The sequence below is a fragment of the Amycolatopsis sp. 195334CR genome (assembly GCF_017309385.1).
Lineage (GTDB): Bacteria > Actinomycetota > Actinomycetes > Mycobacteriales > Pseudonocardiaceae > Amycolatopsis.
The window spans coordinates 1,962,742-1,984,278 of the sequence record NZ_JAFJMJ010000001.1 but is presented as its reverse complement, the minus strand read 5'-3'; the positions used below and the strand labels follow the sequence as shown (position 1 = coordinate 1,984,278).

Below are 21,537 nucleotides of genomic sequence, written 5' to 3'. Positions count from 1 at the left end.
GGCCACGTCAGCGCACCCCCTGCTCGAGCAGTGCTTCGGCGAGGTCGTAGAGCGCGGCCACGTCCACCCCGTCGGTCAGGTCGGGCAGTTCGACGGTCGGCAGGTCGGCCTCGGCCAGTTGCTCGCGGGCGCGTTGCTCGGCGGCCACCCGGATGGCGTGCTCGACGGTCTCCTCGACGAGCGCGTCCAGGGTCTCCTCGCCCAGTTCCAGCCCGGCCGAGGTGAGCCCGGCACGCACGCGCGAGGCGTCCACCCGGCCGTCGGCCGCGGCGGTGACCGAGCGGGCGGGCAGCCGCGGCGGCCGGACCCTGTTCACCAGTACGGCACCGGGACGCAGGTCGGCGCCGTCGAGTTCGGCGACCGCCTCGACGGTCTCGCGCACCGGCATCTCTTCGAGCAGGGTGACCAGGTGGACGGCGGTTTCGCCGGAGTGCAGCAGGCGGACCACGCCCTCGGCCTGGCCGCGGATCGGGCCGGTCTTGGCCAGGTCGGTGAGCGCCTTGGTGACGTCGAGGAACTTGACCACGCGGCCGGTGGGCGGCGAGTCCACGATCACCGCGTCGTAGGCGTAGCGGCCGTCGGACTCGGTGCGCCGGACGCACTCCTTGATCTTGCCGGTGAGCAGCACGTCGCGGAGGCCGGGCGCGAGCGTGGTGGCGAACTCGATGGCGCCCATCCGGCGCAGGGTCCGGCCGGCGAAGCCCAGGTTGTAGAACATCTCGAAGTACTCGAGCAGCGCGGCCTCGGCGTCGATGTGCAGGGCGCGGACCTCACCACCACCCGGCGCGGAGGCGATCCGCTGCTCGGCGTAGGGCAGTGGCTCGGTGTCGAAGAGCTGGGCGACCCCCTGCCTGCCCTCGACCTCGACCAGCAGCACCCGGCGGCCGCCGTGGGCGAGCGCCAGCGCCAGCGCGGCGGCGAGCGTGGTCTTCCCCGTCCCGCCCTTGCCGGTGACGAAGTGGAGCCGGGCTCTGGCGAGTTCGTCGGTCCAGCCGGCCAGGGGTGTGGTCACCCCGCCAGCCTAATTGAGCTACTACCCGGTGAGCAGCAGAACGCCGACCGCGGCGACCACCGTCACGGCCGCCACCCAGCTCGGGATCGGCGGCAGCACGGTGAGAACCAGCAGGGTGAGCACGGCGAGCGCGGTCACCGAGACGGCGCCGGAGACGGCCACCGACGCCGAGGACTGTGTCCGATCACGCACCTTCGCCATGATCACCGGCACCGCCACGAGCCCGGGAAGGACCAGCAGCACGGCCGCGACTATCCGCCAGGTCTCCACCCGGTCGAACCTAGCCGAGTGTCACGAATGTGGCTTTCGAGACGTCTCGCGTCTCGAAAGCCACATTCGTGACACCTAGCTGCCGAGCGGGCCCGCCGGTACGCACGGCACGGGCCCGGCGTTGGCCGGGTCGAGCGCGTTGAGCACGTGACCGGCGGTGTTGCGGTCGGCGGCGACCCCGGCGTGCTCGGCGAAGTCGAGTCCGCAGGTTTCCTGCAGCACGACGTTGTGCACGTTCGGCCCGGTGCCAAGTCCGCTGGTGTAGGGCAGGACCAGTTCGTCGTACTTGGTGACGATGTTCGTGTACTCGACCCCCGGCGCGAAGGTGCCGCTGTCGTGCAGCTTCGCCAGGTAGTCCGAGCCCTTGAGGAACTGCGGGCACGAGCCGCAGATCGGGTTGAGCACCCCGTCGACCACCGGCTCGAGCCCGAGCACCTGGCCCCACTGGTACAGGGTGGACAGACCGGCCAGCGTGGTGCCCTGCCACAGCGGGGTCAGGCTGACGTACTTGTCCACTTTGGCCGCACCGCCGAGGAACTGCACGTAATAACTGGGCATCAGCGTGCCCTCGGAGTGGCCGAGGATGTCCACTTTGGTCGCGCCGGTGCGGTCGAGCACCCGGTCGATGAACGCGCCGAGCTGGGCCGCGCTCTGTTCCATCGGGAGCAGCCCGCCCGGTTGGTAGATCGGGTTCGGCGTGCCGGGCACGCCGTAGGTCAGGGAGAACACGCAGTAGCCCTCGTTGGCCAGCAGCGGGCTGAAGGTCTGCCAGTTGACCGTCTGGTTCGCGCCGAGGCCGTGCGTGAGCACCACCGGGTTCGGGTGCTCGTCGCCGGGGCGGCAGGACCAGTCGTTCGCGCCGGGTGGCGGGCCGCCGGGATTCGCGAGCTGGGCGGGCACCGCGGCGGCGAGCGTCCACGGCACGAAGTACCGGGGCGCCGCCTGCCCGGCCGGGGCGAGCCCGATCAGCAGGAGCAGGGACAGGGCCACAGCGCCCAGGGACCTCGTTGTCCGCATCTTCACTTCCTATCTACTCGTGAGTAGGTGTGAAGTGAAACACATTCTGACCATATGTCGGCGAAGATTCACCATCTTGGCCGAATGCGGGTTCGTCCCCGCCGGTCTGGACGGGGTCGTTACGCTCGCGGCCATGAGCGCCAAATGGGAGTACGCCACCGTTCCGCTGCTGATCCACGCGACCAAGCAGATCCTCGACCAGTGGGGCGAGGACGGCTGGGAACTGGTCACCGTGCTGCCGAACCCGACCGGCGAGCAGCACGTCGCCTACCTGAAGCGGGAGAAGGGCTGAGCATGAGCTGGAGTGCCAGGCTGGCCGAACTGGGCATCGAGCTGCCCGGGGTGGCCGCGCCGGTGGCCGCCTACGTGCCGGCGGTGCGCAGCGGCTCGCAGGTGCTGACCTCCGGTCAGCTGCCGTTCGTCGAGGGCAAGCTCGCCGCCACCGGCAAGGTCGGCGCCGAGGTCAGCCCCGAGGAGGCCAAGGCGCACGCGCGCACCTGCGTGCTGAACGCGCTCGCCGCCGTGCACGCGCTCGCCGGCGTCGACTCGATCACCCGCGTGGTCAAGGTGGTCGGCTTCGTCGCCTCCGCCGAGGGCTTCACCGGGCAGCCCGCCGTGATCAACGGCGCTTCCGAGCTGCTCGGCGAGATCTTCGGCGAGGCGGGGGTGCACGCCCGGTCCGCGGTCGGCGTGGCCGAACTGCCGCTGGGGGCGCCGGTGGAGATCGAAGTCATCGTGGAGGTGTCGTGATGGACCCCGATATCGAGCAGGCGACGCACGAGCTGCTCCTCCGGCTGGCCGGGCGCCTGCCGGACAAGACGCTGTGGCGCTTCCGGGACTGGCTCGCCGAGGGCGCGATGGCCACCCTCGCGCGGACCATTCCAAGATCTTTGCTGAAGCACAGCATCGACCTGGACCAGCCGGAGTATCGCCTGCTCGTGGCTGGATTGATTCCGCACGGCGCGGATTGGCACCAGGTCAGTTCCACGCTGGGGGTGGACGACGGCAGCGAGAACCGGTACACATTCACGAAGAGTGCCCCCGATCGGGTGAACTCCGTCGACTCTGTGTCCGTGGTCGTGCACGCAACGTTGCGTGGTCGCCCAGACGTGGGTGAGGTGCGGGCGAGCTGGCGGCATAACGGCACTCCGGGTGATCGCGAGCCCAAGAGGGTCCTCTTGGTGAGCGCGGTGTCCGGAATGCCGCGGCTGACCGGTGAGCTGCAGCGGGTATTGCGTGTGCTGGGGGACGAGGAACCCAGCATCGAAGTGCTTCCGCCGCGGTTCGAGCTCCCCGAGTACCACCGAGCCGCGCTGGCGAACTCCGAACTGGTCTGCGTGGGCGCCGTGGACGCCGGGCACCGACTCGTCGCCGCGTAACGGCTCGCTCCTCCAGCGAGCTTGGAGGGAGAGATCGCGATGGTGGAGGCCCACGACGGGCTCGGTGTGCCGCTCCGGCTGCACAACCTGCTGCTCGCCATGGCCGGCCGCCTCGACGACAGTGCGCTGTCCGAGGCACGGGAACTGGTCGCGCGTTCGCGCCTCGACGAGGCCGCGGAGCTGACCGCCGGTGCGTTGATCGCCGGCAAGATCCCGGTCCGCTCCGTCGAGCAGCGCGAGCTCGCGCTGATCCTGGAGATGAGCCGCTCGGACGCCACACTGGTCGACGAGGTGCTCATCGACGAGAACGAGCCCGACGTATCGCACCGGTTCACCGGCGAGAACGAGCCGGAGCGCGGCATCGCCGACGCACTGGACCGGGCGCTGCAGGTGCTGCCGGACCTGCGGTCGGTGCACGCGGTCTGGCGCAACACGCCGGCCGGCAGCGTGCCCGGCCCGCTCCCGCAGCGGGTGGTGCTGGTGGAGATCGGCCCCGAGGGCCACCCGCCCGCGGTCGCCTTCCGGGTGGACACCGCGCTGCGGCGGGTGGGCATCCGGTCGGTGGTCGAGGTGACCGGCCCCGGCGCCGACCGCACCGGCTACTACAAGCACGCGATGACCTCGGCGAACCGGGCCTGGCACGCCGGCACCGCGCCGTCGGGCGGGCAGGCGCCCTCGGTGCCGCCGCCCGCCAAGGCGGCGTCGCACGCGCCGGCCCCGGTGGCCTCGGCCCCGGCACCCGCCGAGGCGTCGAAGCCGCGGCACGAGCTGGCCGACGACCGGCGCACCCCGGAACCCCCGGCCCCGGTCGAGCACCGCACCGAAGAGGTCCAGCGACCCGACCCGGCGCCCGAGCCGGCCCCGGTGGGAAAAGCTGAGCCTCCTGCGATCACCGCCGCACGGCAGGAGGCACTCAGCCACCAGGCCGAGTACTCCAGCGGCGTGGAGAGCACCACGGACATGAGCTCGGCCGAGGTCGCGCAGCTGCGGCGGGCGCTGGCCGAAGACCCGGAGACCGGGCGCGCGATCGCTTCGGCGAAGCTGCCCGGCGGGGACGTCGTCGAGCTGCCCGAGCTGGATCTGAACGACCCAAAACTCAGCGACCGGGACCGCAAGCTCCTCCGGGAGCTCCACGCGGAGCTGGCCCAGCGGGAGCGGGCGGAAGCGGCCAGGCTGCGCCTGAACGGGGCGGGCCGGGGGCCGGAGAACCGGCGCTGGGTGGACGGTTTCTCCGGCGCCTGAAACGCTTCCGGAGACGGCATTGACTCCGTGACGTATGTTGCGGGACGTGGCCGAACTACCTGACGAGGTCATCGTCGACCTGACCCAGATGCCGCTGACGTCCTCTTCGGACCTGCCGACCCCGGAGGGGCCACCGGCCACTCCGAAGGACGCCGCGACGGTGGTCCTGCTCCGCGAAGGCGGCGCGGGCGTCGAGGTGTTCCTCCAGCGCCGCGTGGCCGCGATGGCCTTCGCCGCCGGGATGACCGTGTTTCCCGGCGGCGGGGTGGACAAGCGGGACGCGGACGCGTCGATCAGCTGGGCGGGTCCGGACGCGGCGTGGTGGGCGTCGAAGTTCTCCTGCTCCGAGTCGCTCGCTCGCGCCTTGGTGTGCGCCGCCGTGCGGGAGACCTTCGAGGAGTCCGGCGTGCTGCTGGCCGGTACCGAGACCAGCGTGGTCGCGGACACCGCCGAATTCGCCGGCGTGCGGGACCGGCTGATCTCGCGGGACCAGTCGCTGGCCGGGTTCCTGGCCGAAGCGGGCCTGACCCTGCGGGCGGACCTGCTGCGCCCGTGGGCGAACTGGGTGACCCCGCCGCAGGAGAAACGGCGGTACGACACCAGGTTCTTCGTCGCGGCGCTGCCGGAGGGCCAGCGCGCGGACGGGGCCACCACCGAAGCCGACGCCTCCGGCTGGCAGCTCGCCGCCGACGCGCTCGGCGACGCGGCGGCCGGTCGCAGCACGCTGATGCCGCCGACCTGGTTCACCCTCACCGAGATCGGCGAGTTCGCCAGCGTGCGGGAGGCGTTGACGGCGGAGCGCTCGATCAAGAAGATCACGCCGACCCTGGTCCGTGAAGGCGACCGGGCCCGGATCGTGCTGGAGCCGTCGTGACCCATCCCGCCTACGGTGTGCTGCGCCAGGTCTCACCGACCGCCTCGGTGCTGCTGGAGAACAACCCGTCGTCGATGACGCTGGAGGGGACGAACAGCTGGGTGCTGCGTGCGCCGGGTGCTTCGTCGTGCGTGGTCGTCGACCCCGGCTACGACGATCGGGAGCACCTCGAACTGCTGGCCGCGTCGGCCCCGCTGGCGCTGATCCTGCTGACGCACCACCACCCGGACCACGCCGATGGGGCGCCCTGGCTGGCTTCGAAGGTCTCCGCGCCGGTGCGGGCGTTCGACGCTTCGCTCTGCCAGGACGGCGAACCGCTCCAGGCGGACGAGGTCCTTTCGGTGGCGGGGCTGGAGATCGGCGTGCTGCACACGCCGGGGCACACCGCGGACTCGGTGTCGTTCCGGGTCGGCGGCGAGGTGCTCACCGGCGACACGATCCTCGGGCGCGGCACCACGGTGCTGGACGACCTGGGCGCGTACCTGGGCTCATTGCGCCTGCTGGCCTCGGTGCCCGAGGGCACGCCCGGCCTCCCGGGGCACGGCCCGGAACTCCCGGACCTCCGCGCGACGGCCCGCGAGTACCTGGCGCACCGGGAACAACGCCTGGACCAGGTGCGCGGGGCGCTGCGTGAACTGGGGCCGGACGCCACGCCCCGGCAGGTCGTGGAACTGGTCTACGCGGATGTGGACCGGGCGTTGTGGGTGCCCGCGGAACACAGCGTGCGCGCCCAACTGGACTACCTCCGCACGCTGTGAGCCCGGTGCAGTGAATGTGGCTTTCACTGCGTCAGACGCAGTGAAAGCCACATTCACTGCGTTGCCACCCTAGGCGGCGGCCGTGACCAGTTCGGCCGGGGCGGGGGTGGTGACCGGGCGGATCGTGCCGCGCAGGCTCCACACGACGGCCGCCAGCGCGACCGCGGCCACCCCGGCGGCGAGGAAGGAAGCGGGCGGCCCGCTCGCTTCCACCAGGTAACCGCTCACCGACTGCCCGAACGCCAGCCCCAGCGTCACCGCGGTGATCACCCAGCCGAACGCCTCCGCGGCGGTGCCCTTCGGCGCGACCAGTTCGATCGCCGCCGAGTGGGCGGTGGACTGCGGTGTGATCAGCGCGCCCGCGCCCAGCATGGCCAGCGCCAGCCCCCACAGCGAACCGGGCACCGCGAGCAGCGCCACCATCGCGCCGAACGCGGCCAGCAGCACCGGCAACCGCAGGCCCATCGACCGCGGCCACGGGCGCAGGCTGTACGCCACGCCGAACACCACCGAGCTGACCGACCAGGCCGACAGCAGCAGCCCGCCGATCGTGGCGTGCCCGGCGTTGGTCGCCGAGGCGGGCACCGCGACCTCGACGAAGCCGATCACCACACCGAACCCGAGCGCGGCGATGGCGAGCGTGCGCATGCCGGGGCTGGCCAGCGCGCCCAGCAGCGGGCGGCGGCCGGACGACGGCATCGCGCCCCAGGCGCGGACGACCGGACTCAGCGCGAACAACGTCGAACCGGCGATCATCACCGAAGCGCCGACCACCAGCCCGGTACCGGCCCACGGCGCGGCCGCGAGCGCACCGGCGAACCCGGGCCCGAGGATGAAGAAGACCTCCATGCTGATCGCCTCGTAGGAGTACGCGGCGGCCCTGGCCGGACCCGCGGGCACCAGCCGCCCCCACAGCGCGCGCGAGGCCGAGCCGACCATCGGCTCGGTGATCCCGATCCCGCCGGCGAGCAGCACCAGCAGCGCGGTCGGCGCACCGGCCTCGATGAAGGTGATCAGCGTGGTGACCGCGACGGCGAACAGCACCGTGGTGATCAGCAGCGGCCGCGTCGGGCCGAACCGGTCGATCAGCCGTCCCTGCACCACCGAACCGGCCGCCACGCCCACCAGCGAACCGGCCGAGACCAGTCCGGCGGCGGCGAACGAGCCGGTCTCCCGCTGCACGTAGAGCAGTGCGGCGATGCCGATCATCGCGATCGGCAGGCGGGCCAGCACGGAGGCGAACACCGGGCCGCGCGAGCCGGGAGCGGTCAGCGCGCTGCGGTAGTCGGCCAGCGTGGTGCCGCCGGAGGCAGAGTGGGACATGCGTACCAGTATGCGCCGACTGGTACGTCAGTACCACTTATTTCCTGGCGACCTTCGTCACCAAGCTGTGACCAGAAATCTTCCACGAGGCCGGGGCGAGACGGGAATGAATCCGGCGGCCGGGGCGTTGAACGGGCAAGATGGACAAGGTCCACGCCACCGCGTTGGGCCGTTCGTGTCTCGGTTGGGTAACAACCCGAAGTTTTTGCGCGAAACGGCGCAACAAACTACGGCGGTTGGCGTCCTTGAGAGTGAACGGCCTTGATGTGAGGCCGGTAGGCCGTTCATGGTGGATGGATAGCCAGAACTGCATATGACTTCTCTGCTCCCTCCGGCATAAGGGTCGGGGCCTGCGACCGGAGGGCGGGGAGCGCGGATCGTCGGGGGATGGTCCGCGCACAGCATGAGGGGCCGGTGCGCCACGTCGGGGGTGGCGCCCGGCCCCTCATGCTGCGTCAGCTCAGCGAGCCCGTCGAGCCAGTCGCTCCGGGTCCAGGATCAGCACGCTCTTGCCCTCCAGCCGCAGCCAGCCGCGGTGGGCGAAGTCGGCCAGCGCCTTGTTCACGGTCTCCCGCGAGGCGCCGACGTACTGGGCGATCTCCTCCTGCGTCAGGTCGTGGGTGACCCGCAGCAGGCCGGCCTCCTGGCTGCCGAAGCGCTGGGCCAGCTGGAGCAGGGCCCGCGCGACGCGGCCGGGAACGTCGGTGAAGATCAGCTCGGCGACCATGTTGTTCGTCCGGCGCAGCCTCCGCGCGACCACGCGCAGCAGCTGCTCGGCGATCTCGGGCCGGGTGGAGATCCACTGGCGCAGGGCAGGCCGGTCCATCATCACCGCGCGCACCTCGGTCACCGTGGTGGCGCTGGAGGTGCGGGGGCCGGGGTCGAAGATCGACAGTTCGCCGAACATGTCCGACGGGCCCATGATCTGGAGCAGGTTCTCCCGCCCGTCCGCGGACTTGCGGCCGAGCTTCACCTTCCCGGACTGGATGATGTAGAGCTTGTCGCCGGGTTCGCCCTCACTGAAGATCACGTGGCCGCGGGGGAACTCGACGCTCTCCAAGGTCTGCGCCAGCGCCTCAGCTGCGGCAGGTTCCACCCCCTGGAAGATGCCCGCGCGGGCCAGGGTTTCGTCCACCTCGTGCCTCCTCATCGGTGGCGACCCGCGGTCCAGGACGGATGAGCGTGTCGCCGATCACTTGCGTGCAGTGTAGGGCGTGCCAGCGAGATCGCCTCATGGCTCGCCGAAGCCAGGGCGATCGGTGTTCACCCGGACACCGCTCGTCGCTGGGACGAGAGGAGTAAGACGATCTCGGTCGGCGGCAGAGCTTAACTCCGCACCTTCCGGGGCCGCAGCTTGGCCGCCCGTCCGCCGAGCCGGCGGAGCCGGAACAGCTCCAGCGCGCGCCCGATCCCGTGGCCGTGCAGCGCCCTGATCTCGTTGGGCTGGGCCTGCTCCAGGAACTGTTCGACCTCTTCCTCCTGCACGGCGACATGCCGGAGGCGGCTCTCCACGCGCTCCATGATCAGGGCGAAGAACATGATCACGAGCGGTACCGCGATAACGAACCAGACGGTCATAGCTTTCAGATCCTCGCTTGCGGCTCGGTCCTTTTCGCGCCTGAACTGATGGCGCCCGTAGGCTATCGGGGTGCCGCCCGAAGCCCGTAAAGCCCCCCGTAAGGGTGGCGCCTCCGCCCGTTCCGTCGACGGCGAAAGCCGGTTGGCATTGGTGAGACGCGCGCGACGGATGAAACGTTGCCTCGACGAGGCGTATCCCGACGCGCACTGCGAGCTGGACTTCACCACGCCGCTGGAACTGCTGGTCGCCGTGGTGCTCTCGGCGCAGACCACCGACGTGCGGGTGAACCAGGTCACCCCGGCGTTGTTCGCCCGCTACCGCACCGCCGCCGACTACGCCGGCGCCGACCGCACCGAGCTCGAGGAATACCTCCGGCCGACCGGGTTCTTCCGGGCCAAGGCGAACTCGGTGATGGGTCTCGGCGCGGCGCTGGTCGAGCGGTTCGACGGCGAGGTGCCGGGCAACCAGAAGGACCTGGTCACCCTGCCCGGCGTCGGCCGCAAGACGGCGAACGTGGTGCTCGGGGACGCCTTCGGTGTGCCGGGCATCACCGTGGACACGCACTTCGGCAGGCTGGTCCGCCGCTGGGGCTGGACCGAGCTGGACGACCCGGTGAAGGTCGAGCACGCGATCGGCGAGCTGATCCCGCGCAAGGAGTGGACGATGCTGTCCCACCGGACGATCTTCCACGGCAGGCGCGTCTGCCACGCCAGGAAACCGGCCTGCGGGGCCTGCCCGCTGGCCCGCGACTGCCCGTCCTACGGCGCCGGGCCGACCGAGTTCGAAGAGGCCGCGAAGCTGGTCAAGGGGGAGGAGCGCGAACACCTGCTGGCGATGGTGACGAAGTCTTGACCACGGCGACCAAATGGGCGCTGGCGGTCGCGGTGCTGGTGCTCGCGGTGATCGTCGCGGTGCTGCCGCGCAACCAGGGCGCCGCGCCGAGCGAGGACCTCGGGCCCGCGCGCGCGAAGGCGGCGCTGGCCGCGTGCACCACCGGTCAGCCGAGCCCGGCTCTTGTCGGCGTGGGCACCGAATGCCTCGGCGACGGCGGCCAGTTGGACCTCGCGGCGGCGCTCGGGTCCGGCCCCACGCTGGTCAACATCTGGGCGACCTGGTGCCAGCCGTGCCGCACCGAGCTGCCGGTGCTCGCCGCCTACGCGGCCGAGCCGGGGGCCGCGCGGGTGCTCACCGTCCAGGTCGCCAGCTCCCCGTCGGACGGCCTGGAGCTGCTCGCGGAGCTGGGCGTCCGCCTGCCCGCCGTGTATGACGGAGAAGGGCAGACCGGTCCGGTGCGCACCGCGCTGAAGGTGCCGCCGGCGCTGCCCGCGTCCTATTTGGTCACCCCGGGCGGTGAGGTCCGGTTCATCGACAACCCGCGCCTGCTCGCCGATGTGGGGCAGGTGCGCGAAGCCGTCGCGAGGTACTCCGCATGAGCGAACAGGGGCCGCTGGTCGACACCGAGAGCGTGCCGGAGTGGCTGCGCGGGCTCGTCGCCGCGAGCGGCCAGGTGGACGCGTCGGCGTTCACCCGGTTCCGCCCGCCGCGGGGCACGAAGACGCGCCCTGCGGCGGTGCTGGTGCTCTTCGGCGAGGGGCCGCGCGGCCCGGACGTGCTGCTGCTGCGACGGGCCGACACGCTCGGCTCGCACGCCGGTCAGGTCGCGTTCCCCGGCGGTGGCGCCGACGAGGGCGACGGCGGTCCGGTCGGTACCGCGTTGCGGGAGGCCGAGGAGGAGACCGGGGTGCTGCCGTCCGGTGTGCGCCCGGTTGCCGTGCTGCCGGACCTGTGGGTGCCGGTGTCCGGGTTCTCCGTCACCCCCGTGCTGGCCCACTGGGTGAACCCTTCCCCGGTGCACGCCGTAGATCCGGGGGAGACCGCGGCGGTGGCGCGGGTCGCGGTCGTGGACCTGCTCGACCCGGCCAACCGGTTCCAGGTGCGCCGGAAGGGATACGACTGGGTGGGACCGGTGTTCGAGGTCGACGGGCTGTTCGTGTGGGGCTTCACCGCGGGCCTGCTGGCCACCGTGCTCGGGCTCGGCGGCTGGGACCGGGAGTGGGACAAAACCGACGTACGGGATCTCGATGAAGCACTGGCCGCGCACGCGGCGCGGGCTCGGGCGGTGTACAACGGTGGCTCCAGGGAGAGGGAGCAATCGTGAACTGGGTCGACGTGCTCGTGGTGCTGCTGGCCGTGCTGGCGGCGATCTCCGGTGCGCGTCAGGGCGTGCTCGTCGCGCTGCCCGCCTTTCTCGGGGTGCTGGCCGGGGCCGTGCTCGGCATCCGGCTGGCGCCGCTGATCGTGGACCTGTTCGACAACCCCGCGCTGCGCGTGGCGGTGGTGGTCGGCGTGGTGGTGTTCCTGGTCGCGCTGGGGGAAACGCTCGGCGTGTGGGCCGGGCGCAAGCTGCGGAACAAGATCAGCTCGCCGAAGCTGTCCGGAGTGGACAACACGCTCGGCGCGATCGTGCAGGGCCTGGTGGTCTTCGTGGTCGCCTGGCTGATCGCGGTGCCGCTGACCAGCGTGGCCGGCCTGCCCGGGCTGTCCAAGGCGATCAACAACTCGACCGTGCTCGGCGGGGTCGACCAGGTGATGCCGGATTCGGCGCAGGGCCTGCCGAACGAGCTGCGCAAACTGCTCGACGCGTCCGGCTTCCCGTCCATCGTGGCCCCGTTCCAGCAGGCGCCGAAGGCCGATGTGGCGCCGCCCGACGAGAACCTGCAGGCGAGCACCGTGGTGCGCCAGCTGCGCGGCAGCGTGCTCAAGGTCAGGGGCAACGCGCCCGCGTGCTCGCGCGCGCTGGAGGGCAGCGGCTTCGTGATCGCGCCGCAGCGGGTGATGACCAACGCGCACGTGGTCGCGGGCACTGATGAGACCGCGGTCGAGACGCCGGAAGGCAAGCTCCCGGCCAGGGTGGTCCACTTCGACCCGGCCACCGACGTCGCGATCCTCGCCGTGCCGCGGCTGGAGGCCGAACCGCTGGAGTTCGCCGACCAGCCGGCCCGCGCCGGGGACGACGCGATCGCGCTCGGCTACCCGCTCGACGGCCCGTACACCGCGACCTCGGCCAGGGTGCGGCAGCAGATCACCCTGCGCGGACCGGACATCTACGACACCAACACCGTGCAGCGGGACGTGTTCACCGTGCGCGCCGGGATCCGTAGCGGGAACTCCGGTGGTCCGCTGGTGAACCCGCAGGGCGAGGTGATCGGTGTGGTCTTCGGTGCCGCGGTCGAGGACCCGGACACCGGCTTCACGCTGACCGCCGCGGAGGTGGCGCCGGAGGTGGCGGCCGCTTCGGGCTACGGCGCCGCCGTCAGCACCGGCCCCTGCGCGGCCTAGCGCTGGTCGGCTCGGCTCAGCGCTTGGTCAGGAATTGGGTCAGGATTTCGGTGGTGCGCTGAGGGGCTTCCAGGTGCGGGTAGTGGCCGACGCCGGCGAGCGTGGCCAGCACCGAGTCCGGGCCCAGCCAGCGTTCGGAGGCGGTGACCGTGCGCGGCAGCACGCAGCGGTCCTCCTGGCCGTGCAGTTGCAGCACCGGCACCGGGCTCGGTTTGTCGGCGGCTTCGGTGAACCGCCTGCCTTCACCCCGGAACTGCGCCCGGAAGGCCCAGCGGTAGTACTCCAGCGAGCTGTGCGCCACCCCGGGCACCTGGATCGCCTGGCGGAACTTCGCCGCCGCTTCGGTGAACTCGGCCGTCTCCGTCCACTGAGGACCGGACCAGCCCCGCATCAGCCGCTCCACCTCGGCGGCGTCGTCCCGGACGAGTTTGCGTTCCGGCGCCATCGGCACCTGGAAGCCGAAGAGGTGCCCGATCGCGCGCGCCTGGTTGCCGCCCCGGCCGCGCCACGCCGTTCTGGCCACGGAACCCCGCAGCGCCAGCGGGTGCGCGGCGCCGAGCGCGCTCACCGAAGCGGCGACGCGCGGGTGCAGGGTCGCGGCGGTCCAGGCGAGCATGCCGCCCCAGGCGTGCCCGACCAGATGCGCGCGGCGCTCCCCGAGCGCCTTGACCAGGCCCGCGACATCACCGGCGAGCGTCCACGCGTCGTACCCGCGTGGCGGTTTGTCGGAGTCCCCGTACCCGCGCAGATCCGCGGCGACCACCCGGAACCCGGCCTCGGCCAGTCCGGTCAGCTGGGCGTGCCAGGCCCACCAGAACTCGCCGAAACCGTGCAGCAGCAACACCAGCGGCCCCGAACCCAGTTCGGCGACGTGCAGCCGGATGCCGTTGGCCGAGACGTCGCGGTGGGTCCAGGGCCCGTCGATCCGCACGATCGACGGATCGGGGCCGGCGTGCACGCGCAGGCTCAGTCGCGCACCGCGGGGAGTTCGTCCCCGGACGGCTGGCGCGTCTTCAGCGCGGCGGCGGTTTCCTTGACGCTGTCGATCGTGCGTTCCGGCGCGCGGATCTTCTTCACCTTGCGGTAGCCGAGGAAGCCGAACAGCGCGGCGACCACCAGCATCAGCGCGAACACGATGCCGAAGGCGGCCCAGCGCTGCAGCCACTCGGACAGCAGTTCACCGAGGAAGAAAAAGAAGAAGAACGAGCTGTACAGCGCGACGACCAGGGCGATGACGAAGAAAACGCTGCCCTTGACGCCCTTCTTGACCTCGCCGACGACCTCCGATTTGGCCAGTTCGACCTCGGCCCGGACCAGTGTCGACAGGTGCTGTGTGGCGTCCTTGACCAGCGCACCGATCGACTGGTCCCCGTTGCGCTCGCTGTCGTCGGACAGCGGCAGGTAGGGGACGGCGCCCATGCCATCGGCATCGTTGAGTTGGTGCTTGGGGCTGCTCACGGGCTTCATCGTGCCACGTGCTCGATGATCGGGCTCGGCGGGCGCGCCATTAATCCTCGGTGACCTCAGTATTCGCGTGGACGCGGCTGCGCCGCAGCAGCAGCGCGGCCGCGGTGAGCGAGGCCACCGCGGAGGCGATCAGGACCGCCGCCTTGGCCTGTTCGGCCAGCGCGCCGTCGAGCGCGAGGTCGGCGATGAGCAGGCTGACCGTGAACCCCACGCCGCCGAGCACCGACAACGCGGTCATGTCCCGCCAGCCCATGCCGCGGGGTTTCTCGGCGAAGCCCAGTTTCACCGCGAGCGCGCTGGCGCCGAGGATGCCGACCACCTTGCCGCCGATCAGCCCGATCATGATCGCCAGCGGCAGCGCCGAGGTGAACACCGCGCCGAGCGCGTCGCCGTCGATCTCGATGCCCGCGGCGAACAACGCGAACAGCGGCACGGCCAGCGCCGCCGACCACGGCTGCAGCCGGTGCTCCAGCCGGATGGCCGGCGCGTGCTCCTCGTCCTTGTCCGGCCGGACCCGGGTGAGCAGGCCGAGCGCGACCCCGGCGATGGTGGCGTGGATGCCCGCCGAATGCACCGCCACCCAGGTGATCACCGCCAGCGGCACGTACAACCACCACGCCCGCACCCGCCGGTGCTGCAGCCAGGCGTAGAGCGCCAGCGCCACCACCGCGATGCCCGCGGCGAGCAGGTTGAACCCGGTGGTGAACAGCACCGCGATCACGATGATCGCGCCGAGGTCGTCCACCACGGCCAGGGAGAGCAGGAAAACCCGCGCGCTGCTGGGCAGGTTGGAGCCGGTCAGCGCGAGCACGCCGAGCGCGAAGGCGATGTCGGTGGCCACCGGCACGGCCCACGCGCGATCGATGCCCGGCTCGCCCCAGCCGACGCCGAGCGCCACCACCGCGGGCACGACCATGCCGCCGAGCGCGGCGAAGATCGGCAGGATGGCCTGCTTGAACTTGGACAGCTCGCCGACCACCAGCTCGCGCTTGAGCTCCAGCCCGGCGACGAAGAAGAACAGCGCCAGGAGGCCGTCCTTCGCCCAGTCCCCAATGGACAGGTTCAGGTGCAGGAACTCCGGCCCCAGCTGGAAATCCCGGAGGCCGCGGTAGATGTCGCCGAGCGGGGAGTTGGCCACCAGCAGGGCGAGCGCGGTGGCGGCCAGCAGGATCATCCCGCCGGTGGTCTCGGTGCGCAGGTAACGCGCGAATTCGGCGGCTTTCGCGGGAAGGCGGGATTCGGGTGTGCTCACGCGGGCTCCGTTTCCGGGGTCGGGTCCAGCTTCGCCGACCAGACTTCCCGGCACACCTTTACGCGATTTTAGCGCTCGAACGGGTGGCCGCGGTGGCGAAGGTGGCCTTCCCCACGGGTGACTTGGCAGACACCACCGTCAATACGACCGGACCTGTTCGTTGTTAACCGGCAGTCCTACCATGCGCGTTGACAGTGTCTGACAACGATGTCTCGACAGGATGGACACATCGTGAGTACTACCTCTACCGAGGTCGGCAAGGACAAGGGGTTCTTCGGGCACCCACGAGGGCTGGCGAACCTCTTCGGCGTCGAGATGTGGGAACGCTTCTCCTTCTACGGGATGCAGGGCATTCTCGCCATCTACCTCTACTACTCGACCACGGACGGCGGCCTCGGCCTGGAGAAGCCGACCGCGCTCGGCATCGTCGGCGCGTACGGCGGCCTGGTCTACCTCTCCACCGTCGTCGGCGCCTGGATCGCCGACCGCCTGCTCGGATCCGAGCGCACGCTGTTCTACAGCGCGGTGCTGATCATGATCGGGCACATCTCCCTGGCGCTGCTGCCCGGGTTCGCCGGGGTCGGCGTCGGCCTGGTGTGCGTGGCGCTGGGCAGCGGCGGGCTGAAGGGCAACGCCACCGCGCTGGTCGGCGGGCTCTACGGCGAGCACGACGAACGCCGCGACGGCGGCTTCACGCTGTTCTACATGGGCGTCAACCTCGGTGGCTGGATCGGTCCGCTGCTGACCGGGCTGGCGCAGGAGGAACTGGGCTTCCACTACGGCTTCGGGCTGGCCGCGATCGGCATGGCGGCCGGACTGGTCCAGTACACGCTGGGCCGGAAGAACCTGCCGGACAGCGGGCGCGAGGTGCCGAACCCGTTGCCCGCCAACCGGCGTCCGCTGGTCGCGGGGATCGCGGTGGCCGCGGTCGCGTTGATCGTGGTGGCCGTGCTGACCGGGTTCGTCACCGCGGAGAACCTGTCCGACCGCACCATCCTGGTCATCGTCGTCGCCTCGGTGGCGTACTTCGCGGTGTTGCTGACCAGCAAGAAGACCACGCCGGTGGAGCGCAGGCGGGTGGTCTCGTTCGTGCCGATGTTCATCGCCAGCGCCGCCTTCTTCGCGTTGTTCCAGCAGCAGTTCACCGTGATCGCGGCGTACACAGACGAGCGGCTGAACCGGAACCTGTTCGGCTGGGAGATGCCGGTGTCCTGGATGAACTCGGTGAACCCGGTGTTCATCCTGCTGCTGGCGCCGGTGGTCGCGGCGGTCTGGACCAAGCTGGGCGAGCGGCAGCCGTCGTCACCGCTCAAGTTCGCGCTGGGCACCGGGATCGCGGGCGTTTCGTTCCTGCTGTTCCTGCCGCTGGCCGGGGGCGGTCCGGCGTCGACGCCGCTGCTCGCGCTGGTCGGGATCATCTTCGTGGTGACGCTGGCCGAGCTGAGCCTCTCGCCGGTCGGCCTGTCGTTGTCGACGAAGCTGGCGCCGGCGGCGTTCCCGACGCAGATGGTCGCGCTGAACTTCCTGTCGGTGGCGCTGGGCACGGCGCTGTCCGGCTGGCTGGCGCGGTTCTACAGCGCGGAGAACGAAGGGGCGTACTTCGGCACGCTGGGCGCGATCTGCATCGGCATCGGTGTGCTGCTGGTGCTGGCCACGCCGGTCATCCGGAAGTTGATGTCCGGGGTGCGCTGAGGCGTGCCAAGATGAAGGCCGTTCTCGTCGCTGAGGGGGAGTCTTGCGGGACAAGATCTATGCCGTCCTGACCACCGTGGTGGGAGTTTTCCTGCTGATCGGCGGCATCGTGACCCTCAGCGACGACACGGTGAAGTGCGGCAGCCAGACGATGAGCGCCGGCGACACCTGCCACGAGACCTCGTCGTCTCGGCGTGGTGGTTCCTCGTCCACCGAGCGCTCGATGGAGGAGCAGCAGGCGAGCAACACGCGGACCGGCTGGCTCCTCCTGGGCGGCGGCGTGCTGATGCTCGGCGGTGGGGCTTTCTGGACCTACACGCAGTTCCGGAAGAAGCGCCCCGACGGACCGGTGTCCGGCCAGTTCCCGCCCGCGGGCCCGCCGCCGGCGCAGCTGCCGCCCTCGGGCCCGCCGCCGGGATTCCCGCCGCAGGGCCAGCAACCGGTCCACCCGCCGCAGGCCCAGCAAGCCGGGTACCCGCCGCAGGGTCAGTACCCGCCGCAGGGCCAGCAACCGGGCTACCCGCCTCAGGGATATCCGCAGCAGCAGTACCAGCAGCCGTACCCGCCGCAGCAACCGCCGCAGCAACCGCCGGGCTACCCGCCGCCGCAGTACCCGCCGCGCGGCTGACCAATGCTATGAGTGGGGCATTACTTGCATTCAACGCAAGTAATGCCCCACTCATAGCAATCAGCCGATGGGCTCCGGCAGCGGGCGCACCCGGTAGGCCAGGTCGATCACGTTCCCCGTCGCCGGGTCGCTGAGTTCCACCCGCCACGACGAGGTGAACTGGTCCACCCCGTGGTGCATCGGGATCGTGCCCGAGATCAGCACCACGCCCGGCTCGTACCACCCGCGCGCCCGCAGCACGTCCAGCCAGTACGCGGGCGTCAGCAACTCCGCGAGCTTCCCGTTCTGGATCTCGACGTCACCCGCCCACGCCCGCAGCACCAGGTCGTCGAGCCGATCGGCCACGTCGACGAGCCGCCACGCCTTCCGCGCGAGCACGTCCGGTCCGGCGTTCTTGCTCCACGCCACCCCGTGCACCTCCAGCGCGCGGTCGGTGTGGTCGCAGGCCGCGGTCAGCAGCACGTCCTCCGGCGCCGGGCCGGTGATCACCAGTGCCCACTCCGCCTCGCCCGAGGTGCGGTCGTGCTGCACCGGCACCTCGTCGGTCTGGCTGGCCAGGTACGGCGCCACCGGGTACAGCGCGGGCGTGGTCGCCGGTGCCGGAACGCCCAGCTCGGCCAGCTCCGCGACGTGCGCGGCGACGTCGTCCTGACTGCGGCCGGCGTAACCCGCGTTGAGCAGCGTGTGCACGTCCGTGTGCACTTCGCTGCCGTCCGGAAGGGCGAAGCTGAGCCGTGGGTACTCCGGCATGTGACCTCCTGACCAGGGAAAACTCAATTGGGACTTGCGCATGCAAGATGTATACAACCAGTATTACCGCAACTCGGCACCATAGCCAAACGGGATGTGAGCGATGACTGCACAAGAACAGGTGGACGGCCGCTCGCTGCGGCGCGCCTTCGCGGCGAGCCTGTCCGGGACCGCGCTGGAGTGGTACGACTTCGCCGCCTACTCGGTCGCCGCGGCGACCATCTTCGGCGAGTTGTTCTTCCCGGCGGGCGACAAGCTCGTCGGCACCATGGCCGCCTTCTCCACCTACGCCGTCGGTTACCTGGCCCGCCCGCTCGGCGGTTTTGTCTTCGGCAGGCTCGGCGACGTGATCGGCCGCAAGCGCGTGCTGGTGTTCACGCTGATCCTGACCGGCGTCGCCACCTTCCTGATCGGGGTGCTGCCGACCTACGAGAACATCGGCGGCCTCGCCGCGGTGCTGCTGGTCACGCTCCGGTTCGCGCAGGGCGTCGGCATCGGCGGCGAGTGGGGTGGTGCGGTCCTCCTCTCCAGTGAGTTCGGGGATCCGCGGAAACGCGGGTTCTGGGCGTCGGCCGCCCAGGTCGGCCCGCCCGCGGGCAACCTGCTCGCCAACGGCGTGCTCGCGCTGCTGGCCGTCCTGCTCACCGAAGCCCAGTTCAACTCGTGGGGCTGGCGGATCGCCTTCCTGCTCTCCGGCGTGCTCGTCCTCTTCGGACTGTGGATTCGCCTGAAGCTGGAAGAAACCCCGGTGTTCAAGAAGATCGCGGAGAAGGGCGACCGGCCGGAGGCGCCGATCTCCGAGGTGTTCCGCGACGAGCGCCGCGGCCTGGTCGCGGCCGTGCTGATCCGCGTCTGCCCCGACGTGCTCTACGCGCTGTTCACCGTTTTCGTGCTGACCTACATGACGCAGGAACTCGACATGTCGCGCAGCGAAGGGCTGACCGCGGTGATGATCGGCTCGGCCTTCCAGCTGGTGCTCATCCCGGCGGCAGGCGCGCTCTCGGACCGGGTCAACCGGCGCAAGCTCTACCTGGCGGGCACGATCGCCGCCGGGATCTGGCCGTTCATCTTCTTCCCGATGGTCAGCACCGGCTCGTTCCTCGCCGTGGTGGTCGGCATCGTGCTCGCGCTGGTGATCCACGCGCTGCTGTACGGCCCGCAGGCCGCGCTGGTCACCGAGCAGTTCTCGCCGCGCCTGCGCTACACCGGCAGCTCACTCGGCTACACGCTCGCCGGGGTGGTCGGCGGGGCGCTGGCGCCACTGCTGTTCACCGCGTTGTTCGCCGGGTTCGGCACCTGGCTGGCGATCGCCGCCTACGTGCTGGTGACCGCGATCGTGACGATCATCGGCGTGCTGATCGGGCGCGACCCCGACCCGGCCGAGTACGAGGCCCACGACAACGCCGGTCAGCTGGTCAACTGAAGTTTGAGGGTGGTGCCGAGGTGGTGGTCGATGGCGGCGTGCGTGGCGGCGAGGTCCCGCGCCGCCAGGCCGTCGACGATCGCCTGGTGCTCCTCGCAGACGGCGTGCTGGCGGTTCGGGCAGGCGAACAACGCGACCAGCCCGGCCCGCAGCTGCCGGTCACGCAGTCCGGCGTAGGCCTTGCTGAGCATGGCGTTGCCCGCGGCCTCGATCAGGTGCGTGTGGAACACCGTGTCCAGCTCGATGAACTCCTTGGCCTGACTGGGATCCGCCAGTTCGGCCTGCTGCCGGAGGGTGGCGCGCATCCGGTCGACCGGGGCGCCGTCACCGGCGATGGTCTTCTCCGCGGCGAAGCGCTCCATCATGCCGCGCAGTTCGATCAGCTCGGCGAGGTCGCGGCCGGTGAGCGGGGCGATGTAGGCACCGCGGTTGGGCACGAGCTGCACCAGGTCCTCGGCGGCGAGCATGAGCAGCGCCTCCCGGATCGGCGTGCGCGAGACACCGATCCGGCTCGCCAGGTCCTGTTCGCTGATGAACTGGCCCTGTGCGGCGGGATCGGGCAGCACGGCACCCTTGAGGAACTCGTAGGCCTTCTCGCGGCCGGACCGGGCGGCCATCCATCCCCCTAGGTTTTGTATACGACCTGTATACGAATAGTACATGCCACGGAACTGGAGGACGTGCGTCAGATGAAGGAACACCGCTACGCCATGACCGTCACCTGGACGGGCAACGAGGGCAACGGCACCGCGCGCTACCGGGACTACTCGCGGGCGCACGACATCTACATCCCGGGCAAGCCGGTGCTGGCCGGTTCGGCCGATCCGGCCTTCCTCGGTGACCGCACCCGCTGGAATCCGGAGGAACTGCTGGTCGCCTCGCTGTCGGAGTGCCACATGCTGTGGGTGCTCGCGCTCGCGTCGGCGCAGAAGGTGGTGATCACCGGCTACACCGACGAAGCGGACGGCGTGATGGTCGAGGAGGCCGACGGCGGCGGTCAGTTCCGCGAGGTGACGCTGCGGCCGGTGGTCACCGTGGCCGAGCCGGAAATGGTGGCGGCGGCGGAGAAACTGCACGCCGTCGCGCATTCGAAGTGCTTCATCGCGCGGTCGGTGAACTTCCCGGTCAAGCACGAGGCGCGGACGCTGGCATGAGCGACTGGCAAACCTTGTCCACTGTGGAGGGTCTGGCGCTGCTCGGCGGCACCGGTACCTTCCGCACCCGCGAGACCGCGGTTTCCGGGCTGCTGTACGAAATCCGGTATCCGGCCGGGGTCGGCTCACCGGAGCACACGCACGATCACGACAGTGTCATCTACCTGCTGTCGGGCGAACTGCGCGGCACCATCGACGGTCGCGAGGTCCGGCTCGCCGCGGGGGAGACGGTGGTGCACCCGCGCGGTGTGCCGCACACGGTGGAGGCGGTCGAGGACAGCCACTGGCTGGAGTTCAAGTCCCCGCTGCCCGGCCGTTCACCGCTGAGCACCTGAGCGAAACGAAATCGGGGCTGCCGCGTTTGGTCGCGACAGCCCC

Annotated in this window: 26 protein-coding genes; 15 read left to right on the top strand and 11 right to left on the bottom strand. The window is 70.8% G+C overall.

From position 1 onward, the window contains the following. Positions 1-7: 7 nt before the first annotated feature. The 3 genes from JYK18_RS09685 to JYK18_RS09675 form a co-directional block, all read right to left on the bottom strand. On the bottom strand, positions 8-1,012 hold the full coding sequence (locus JYK18_RS09685) for an ArsA-related P-loop ATPase (protein ID WP_206801764.1): 1,005 nt from the start codon (positions 1,010-1,012) through the stop codon (positions 8-10). A 21-nt stretch (positions 1,013-1,033) separates the two neighbouring features. Further along, positions 1,034-1,282 (bottom strand): hypothetical protein, encoded by a 249-nt coding sequence (locus JYK18_RS09680; RefSeq protein ID WP_206801763.1) that lies wholly within the window; start codon positions 1,280-1,282, stop codon positions 1,034-1,036. Positions 1,283-1,357: 75 nt separating this feature from the next. Further along, complete coding sequence (locus tag JYK18_RS09675; protein WP_206801762.1) at positions 1,358-2,299, bottom strand: triacylglycerol lipase; 942 nt, start codon at positions 2,297-2,299, stop codon at positions 1,358-1,360. 133 nt (positions 2,300-2,432) lie between these two features. Between JYK18_RS09675 and JYK18_RS09670 the strand changes: the two genes are divergently transcribed. The 6 genes from JYK18_RS09670 to JYK18_RS09645 all read left to right on the top strand — a co-directional run bounded on the left by JYK18_RS09670 (position 2,433) and on the right by JYK18_RS09645 (position 6,552). After that, a complete protein-coding gene (locus JYK18_RS09670) occupies positions 2,433-2,591 on the top strand; it encodes a DUF4177 domain-containing protein (protein WP_206801761.1) in 159 nt (52 codons plus the stop codon). 2 nt (positions 2,592-2,593) lie between these two features. Beyond that, a complete protein-coding gene (locus tag JYK18_RS09665; RefSeq protein WP_206801760.1) occupies positions 2,594-3,049 on the top strand; it encodes a RidA family protein in 456 nt (151 codons plus the stop codon). After that, positions 3,049-3,678 (top strand): hypothetical protein, encoded by a 630-nt coding sequence (locus JYK18_RS09660; RefSeq protein ID WP_206801759.1) that lies wholly within the window; start codon positions 3,049-3,051, stop codon positions 3,676-3,678. The genes JYK18_RS09665 and JYK18_RS09660 overlap by 1 nt, the downstream gene beginning before the upstream one ends. 39 nt (positions 3,679-3,717) lie before the next feature. Next, entirely contained in the window at positions 3,718-4,920 is a 1,203-nt protein-coding gene (locus JYK18_RS09655) for a hypothetical protein (RefSeq protein ID WP_206801758.1), read from the top strand. Between the two features lie 88 nt (positions 4,921-5,008). Continuing rightward, the gene (locus tag JYK18_RS09650) at positions 5,009-5,794 is read left to right on the top strand and encodes an NUDIX domain-containing protein (RefSeq protein WP_242580224.1); all 786 of its coding nucleotides are present in this window, start codon (positions 5,009-5,011) and stop codon (positions 5,792-5,794) included. Further along, entirely contained in the window at positions 5,791-6,552 is a 762-nt protein-coding gene (locus JYK18_RS09645) for an MBL fold metallo-hydrolase (RefSeq protein WP_206801756.1), read from the top strand. The genes JYK18_RS09650 and JYK18_RS09645 overlap by 4 nt, the downstream gene beginning before the upstream one ends. Positions 6,553-6,621: 69 nt before the next feature. Here JYK18_RS09645 and JYK18_RS09640 read toward each other — a convergent pair whose 3' ends face one another. From JYK18_RS09640 to JYK18_RS09630, 3 genes are all read right to left on the bottom strand, one after another. Further along, on the bottom strand, positions 6,622-7,875 hold the full coding sequence (locus tag JYK18_RS09640) for an MFS transporter (RefSeq protein WP_206801755.1): 1,254 nt from the start codon (positions 7,873-7,875) through the stop codon (positions 6,622-6,624). Positions 7,876-8,335: 460 nt separating this feature from the next. Next, positions 8,336-9,010, bottom strand: a complete 675-nt coding sequence (locus JYK18_RS09635; protein WP_113694953.1) for a Crp/Fnr family transcriptional regulator — start codon at positions 9,008-9,010, stop codon at positions 8,336-8,338. Positions 9,011-9,201: 191 nt separating this feature from the next. Then, positions 9,202-9,453, bottom strand: coding sequence for a hypothetical protein (locus tag JYK18_RS09630; RefSeq protein ID WP_153028739.1), 252 nt, complete (start codon positions 9,451-9,453; stop codon positions 9,202-9,204). A 169-nt stretch (positions 9,454-9,622) separates the two neighbouring features. On the opposite strand from JYK18_RS09630, the gene nth reads away from it, so the two are divergent. The 4 genes from nth to JYK18_RS09610 are packed head-to-tail and all read left to right on the top strand — an operon-like array spanning position 9,623 to position 12,793. Beyond that, positions 9,623-10,306 carry an endonuclease III gene (gene nth / locus JYK18_RS09625; protein WP_206801754.1) on the top strand — a complete coding sequence of 228 codons (684 nt, stop codon included), beginning with the start codon at positions 9,623-9,625 and terminating at the stop codon, positions 10,304-10,306. After that, positions 10,303-10,887 (top strand): TlpA disulfide reductase family protein, encoded by a 585-nt coding sequence (locus JYK18_RS09620; RefSeq protein WP_206801753.1) that lies wholly within the window; start codon positions 10,303-10,305, stop codon positions 10,885-10,887. The genes nth and JYK18_RS09620 overlap by 4 nt, the downstream gene beginning before the upstream one ends. Next, positions 10,884-11,612 carry a CoA pyrophosphatase gene (locus JYK18_RS09615; protein ID WP_206801752.1) on the top strand — a complete coding sequence of 243 codons (729 nt, stop codon included), beginning with the start codon at positions 10,884-10,886 and terminating at the stop codon, positions 11,610-11,612. The genes JYK18_RS09620 and JYK18_RS09615 overlap by 4 nt, the downstream gene beginning before the upstream one ends. Next, on the top strand, positions 11,609-12,793 hold the full coding sequence (locus tag JYK18_RS09610; protein ID WP_206801751.1) for a MarP family serine protease: 1,185 nt from the start codon (positions 11,609-11,611) through the stop codon (positions 12,791-12,793). The genes JYK18_RS09615 and JYK18_RS09610 overlap by 4 nt, the downstream gene beginning before the upstream one ends. Positions 12,794-12,809: 16 nt before the next feature. Here JYK18_RS09610 and JYK18_RS09605 read toward each other — a convergent pair whose 3' ends face one another. From JYK18_RS09605 to nhaA, 3 genes are read right to left on the bottom strand one after another with little or no spacing between them, the layout of a single operon-like run. Beyond that, a complete protein-coding gene (locus tag JYK18_RS09605; RefSeq protein WP_206801750.1) occupies positions 12,810-13,751 on the bottom strand; it encodes an alpha/beta fold hydrolase in 942 nt (313 codons plus the stop codon). Between the two features lie 8 nt (positions 13,752-13,759). After that, complete coding sequence (locus JYK18_RS09600) at positions 13,760-14,260, bottom strand: phage holin family protein (protein WP_206801749.1); 501 nt, start codon at positions 14,258-14,260, stop codon at positions 13,760-13,762. 40 nt (positions 14,261-14,300) lie between these two features. Beyond that, complete coding sequence (nhaA, locus tag JYK18_RS09595; RefSeq protein WP_206801748.1) at positions 14,301-15,512, bottom strand: Na+/H+ antiporter NhaA; 1,212 nt, start codon at positions 15,510-15,512, stop codon at positions 14,301-14,303. A 231-nt stretch (positions 15,513-15,743) separates the two neighbouring features. On the opposite strand from nhaA, the gene JYK18_RS09590 reads away from it, so the two are divergent. Next, positions 15,744-17,204, top strand: a complete 1,461-nt coding sequence (locus JYK18_RS09590; RefSeq protein ID WP_307795840.1) for a peptide MFS transporter — start codon at positions 15,744-15,746, stop codon at positions 17,202-17,204. Positions 17,205-17,247: 43 nt separating this feature from the next. Then, positions 17,248-17,832, top strand: a complete 585-nt coding sequence (locus JYK18_RS09585) for a hypothetical protein (protein WP_206801746.1) — start codon at positions 17,248-17,250, stop codon at positions 17,830-17,832. A 60-nt stretch (positions 17,833-17,892) separates the two neighbouring features. On the opposite strand, the gene JYK18_RS09580 is transcribed toward JYK18_RS09585, so the two are convergent. Further along, positions 17,893-18,582, bottom strand: coding sequence for a DUF2848 domain-containing protein (locus JYK18_RS09580; protein WP_206801745.1), 690 nt, complete (start codon positions 18,580-18,582; stop codon positions 17,893-17,895). Between the two features lie 103 nt (positions 18,583-18,685). On the opposite strand from JYK18_RS09580, the gene JYK18_RS09575 reads away from it, so the two are divergent. After that, on the top strand, positions 18,686-20,005 hold the full coding sequence (locus JYK18_RS09575; protein ID WP_206801744.1) for an MFS transporter: 1,320 nt from the start codon (positions 18,686-18,688) through the stop codon (positions 20,003-20,005). On the opposite strand, the gene JYK18_RS09570 is transcribed toward JYK18_RS09575, so the two are convergent. Next, on the bottom strand, positions 19,990-20,622 hold the full coding sequence (locus JYK18_RS09570; protein ID WP_206801743.1) for a GntR family transcriptional regulator: 633 nt from the start codon (positions 20,620-20,622) through the stop codon (positions 19,990-19,992). The genes JYK18_RS09575 and JYK18_RS09570 overlap by 16 nt on opposite strands. Before the next feature lie 72 nt (positions 20,623-20,694). On the opposite strand from JYK18_RS09570, the gene JYK18_RS09565 reads away from it, so the two are divergent. Continuing rightward, a complete protein-coding gene (locus JYK18_RS09565; protein ID WP_206801742.1) occupies positions 20,695-21,159 on the top strand; it encodes an OsmC family protein in 465 nt (154 codons plus the stop codon). Continuing rightward, positions 21,156-21,494 (top strand): cupin domain-containing protein, encoded by a 339-nt coding sequence (locus JYK18_RS09560; RefSeq protein WP_206801741.1) that lies wholly within the window; start codon positions 21,156-21,158, stop codon positions 21,492-21,494. The genes JYK18_RS09565 and JYK18_RS09560 overlap by 4 nt, the downstream gene beginning before the upstream one ends. The last annotated feature ends 43 nt before the right edge of the window (positions 21,495-21,537 follow it).